Genomic DNA, 4,010 nt, shown 5'->3' with positions numbered 1-4,010 from the left:
GTCCTTGCCTTGTTCTTGTTGCCGCGCAGGAGCTGCGAATAGCCCATGTTGTTGACGATCTGCGGCTTGCGCCCGGCGACCCTCAGCAATTGGGCATAGGCGCGGTCGGCGAAGTCGAAGCGGCCGAGCTCGTCATAGGAGGCGGCAAGTCCCATCCAGGCTTCCGCATTGTCGGCCTTGAGCTCGACCGCCTTACGGAAATGCTGTTCGGCAAGGCCGAAATTCGCCTCGCGGAACTGCGCCTTGCCCTCCGCCAGGTCGGCGGCGCTGACGTCCTTGGCCGTCGGCTGGATCGCGGTGGTCTTGGTCGTGTCGACGTTTGCGTTCGTCGTGCAGCCGGTGATCATCAAGACGGCCGCCAACGCCGCCGCTGCCGTGGGAAGTCCGTGACGCATGCCCCTGCCCCATCGCCCGATTTGCCGGGTCGTTCTTCAACAAGGACAATACAGCACAGCGATTAAGCTTCGGTGCCGAAATGCAGCTAAATTTCGGTTGCGTGCAAAGGATGCGTTAACCAGCGCCGGCTTGACTGGATCTGCGCCTGGATCGAGGTCACTCAGTGCGTCGTCAGCTTCACGACGATCGGGATAATGGCGACCATCAGCACCACCGGCAGGATGCAGACCGTCACCGGCACCGACATCTTGGCCGGCAAGGCGTGCGCCTTCTCCTCGGCAAGCGACATGCGCTTGTGGCGCATCTCGTCGGAAAAAACGCGCAGCGAGCCCGACAGGCTGGTGCCCAGTTCCTTGGACTGCTGCAACAGCGTTGCGAAGGAGCGCACCTCGTCGAGGCAGAGGCGGTCGGCGAGCGCCTTCAGCGCATCGTCGAGGCTGCGGCCGGCCCTGAGTTCCAGCGACACCAGTTGCAGGTTCTGGCTGAGCGACGGATAGGTCCTGGCGAGTTCCCTCGAAACGCGCTCGATGCCGGCCTCCATGCTCATGCCGGCATCGGAGCAGACGATCATCAGGTCCATGAAATCGGGAAAGCCGTTGCGGTACTCGCGCATCTTTTCCCGCACCTTCTGGGTCAGCACCAGGCCCGGCAGGAAATAGCCGGCCGCTCCCGACAGGATGATGAAAGTCCAGCGGCTGGTCATGGTCGACTCGGCGCTGGCCGCCCAATGGTTGATCAGGAACGTGGAAAATGCCACGCCAACCAGAGCGGCAAAACGGATCAGGAAGAACATGCCGACGGCGCGCGGTTCCATGTAACCGGCCTGGATGAGCTTCAGGCGCAGCCGCGCGACGTTTTCCGGATCGCTCTGGGCGTAGAACTCCTGCGCCCGCCTCACCGCCTTCTCGCGCACGGCGCTGGTGTTCTTCCTGGGCGCCGGCTCGGCCTGCTCGACCGGCTCGGCCACCTCGACCTTCAGGCGGCGCTTGACCTCATTGCGATCGCCCTTGGCGACGACCAGCGGCCAGGCCATCGCGCCTCCGCCCAATACCAGCAGCAGCACCGCCACCGGCAGTGGCGAGGTCGGCGCGAGCGAGGCGAGAAAGCTAATGATGTCTTCCATCTCAGAACCTGAAATTCGACATCTTGAACATGATGGCGTTGCCGAGCAGCAGCCATAGGATGGAGCCGCCAAGCATGTACCAGGTTTTCGGTATCCCCCACACTTCCCGGTAGAACTGCGGCATGAGCGCCATGATGGCGGTGAACAAAAGCACCGGCACGGCGGTCAGGATATAGGCCGACATGCGGCCTTCGGTCGAAATGGCGCGCACCTTGCGCCGCAGCTTGCCGCGCTCGCGGATGGTCGACGACAGCCCGTCCAGGATCTCGCGCAGATTGCCGCCCGAACTGCTCTGGATCGACACGGCGGTGACGAACAGCGGCAGGTCCTCATGGCCGACCCGGTCGAACAGGTTGTTGAGCGCCGAAACCAGATCGGAGCCGTAAGTCACCTCGTCGGCGACGACGCCGAACTCGGTGCCGATCGGATCGGCCATCTCACGCGCCACCATCGCAATCGCCACCGGCACCGGGTGGCCGGCCTTGAGGCCGCGCGTGATCAGCTCCAGCGCTTCCGGCAGTTGCAAACCGAAGCGCTTATGCCGGCGCTTGCGCAGATAACGCATCGCCATCACCGGCAAGACCGGCAACAGCACCAGGAACAAGCCCAGGCCGAACAGCAAAGGCAGGCCGTACCAGACTGCGACAAGCGCCAGCGCGAACGCTATCCCCGACGTGATCATGAGGAATTTGGGCAGCGGCATGATCATGCCGGATTGCGTCCGCAAGGCGCGAAAGCGATCGAGCGAGAACAGGGACCTGCCGCCTTCGACGCCGCGCTCCTTGCGCAGTTGGATCAGCACCTGCTCCTGGCTGATCTTGTTCTCCGCCAGCTTCATGCGGCGGTTGATCGCCGTGCGCTTGTCGCTGCGGCCGGCATAGAGGAGGTAGCAGCCTTCGGCGATCATGATGCCGGTGAGCGCTGCCGCGGCGTAGACGGCGTAGATCGGGCTGAACCCTTCGAACACCGGCTACTCCTGCGGCCGGCCGGGTTCGAAATATTTGCCCGGAAATTCGATGCCCATGTTGCGCAGGTCTTCGAGGAAGCGCGGGCGGATACCCGTCGCCTCGAAATGACCGACGATCTTGCCGTCCGCCTCCATGCCGGTGCGCACGAAGCGGAATATCTCCTGCATCTGGATGACGTCGCCTTCCATGCCCGTCACCTCGGCGACGCTGGTCACCTTGCGCTTGCCGTCGGACAGGCGCGTCAGTTGCACGATGATGTCGAGCGCGCTGGCGATTTGACTGCGGATCGACTGCACGGTCATCGGCATGCCGGTCATGCCGAGCATCTGTTCGAGGCGCGAGATGGCGTCGCGCGGCGTGTTGGCGTGGATGGTCGCCATCGAGCCTTCGTGACCGGTGTTCATCGCCTGCAGCATGTCGAAAGCCTCCTCGCCGCGGCATTCGCCGAGGATGACGCGGTCGGGACGCATGCGCAGCGCGTTTTTGACCAGGTCGCGCTGCTTCAGCTCGCCATGGCCTTCGATGTTTGCCGGGCGCGTTTCCATGCGCGCGACATGCGGCTGCTGCAATTGCAGCTCGGCGGCATCCTCGATGGTGATCAGGCGCTCGTCCTCGGGGATGAAGGCCGACAGGGCGTTGAGCATCGTCGTCTTGCCGGTGCCGGTGCCGCCCGAGATGATGGTGGTCTTGCGGGCATGCACGGCCGCCGCCAGCACCTCGGCCATGTTCTGGGTGATGGCGCCGAATTCGACCAGCTTGTGCAGGCCGAGCTTGTTCTTGGAGAATTTGCGGATCGACACCAGCGGCCCGTCGACGCCGACCGGCCGGATGGCGGCGTTGAAGCGCGAGCCGTCGAGCATGCGAGCGTCGACCATCGGCTGCGATTCATCGACGCGGCGGCCGACGGCGGCAACGATTTTGTTAATGATCCGAAGCAGATGCGCCTCGTCCTTGAACGGGATGTGAACCTGCTGCAGCTTGCCGCGCCTTTCGACGAAGCAGTTCTGATGGCCGTTGATCAGGATGTCGTTGATCTCCGGATCCTTGAGCAGCGGCTCCAATGGGCCGAGGCCGACCATCTCGTCGACGATATCGTCGACCAGCGCGTCGAGCTCGGCGGTGTTGATCGCCATCCGCTCCTCGCGCGTCTTTTCGGAGACGAATTCATGCACCTGGCGGCGCATCTCATCCTTCGGCAGACGCTCCAGCGCGACGAGGTTGATCTCCTCGAGCAGCATGCGGTGGATGCGCACCCTTGCGTCGAGCACCTTGTTGGCGCTCTTTCCAGGCGCGGCGTCCGGCTTCGGCGCGACCGGCTTGCGGGTCGTCGGAATGACAACGGCATGGTGCGCGACGGGCGCCGGTTCGGGCGGCCGCTGCGGACGGACGTCGCGGTTCTGCAGGTTGGAGAAGCGGCTGCTCATCCGGCTTTCCTTTTCAGCAAGCCTTTGCCGAGGCCGAAAAGCGACTTCGATTTCGCCGTCGTCGTGACCGCCTCCTCCGGCAGGATGATCTTCTTCAGG

General features: G+C 63.9%; 4 protein-coding genes. All 4 read right to left on the bottom strand.

Translation table 11 applies throughout. The annotated features are described in order from the left end of the window. A partial coding sequence (locus tag EOA38_RS29920) for a hypothetical protein (protein WP_127300941.1) occupies positions 1 to 395 on the bottom strand: 395 nt, incomplete at its 3' end. A gap of 161 nt (positions 396 to 556) precedes the next feature. Continuing rightward, a complete protein-coding gene (locus EOA38_RS29915; protein WP_127300940.1) occupies positions 557 to 1,519 on the bottom strand; it encodes a type II secretion system F family protein in 963 nt (320 codons plus the stop codon). 1 nt (position 1,520) lies between these two features. Beyond that, positions 1,521 to 2,486: a type II secretion system F family protein gene (locus EOA38_RS29910; protein ID WP_127300939.1), complete on the bottom strand. Its 966-nt coding sequence runs from the start codon at positions 2,484 to 2,486 to the stop codon at positions 1,521 to 1,523. Positions 2,487 to 2,489: 3 nt separating this feature from the next. Continuing rightward, complete coding sequence (locus EOA38_RS29905) at positions 2,490 to 3,911, bottom strand: CpaF family protein (RefSeq protein ID WP_126093466.1); 1,422 nt, start codon at positions 3,909 to 3,911, stop codon at positions 2,490 to 2,492. Between the last annotated feature and the right edge of the window lie 99 nt (positions 3,912 to 4,010).

It is taken from the genome of Mesorhizobium sp. M1E.F.Ca.ET.041.01.1.1, from assembly GCF_003997355.1.
Lineage (GTDB): Bacteria > Pseudomonadota > Alphaproteobacteria > Rhizobiales > Rhizobiaceae > Mesorhizobium.
This window is presented reverse-complemented; position numbering and strand designations above follow the sequence as displayed.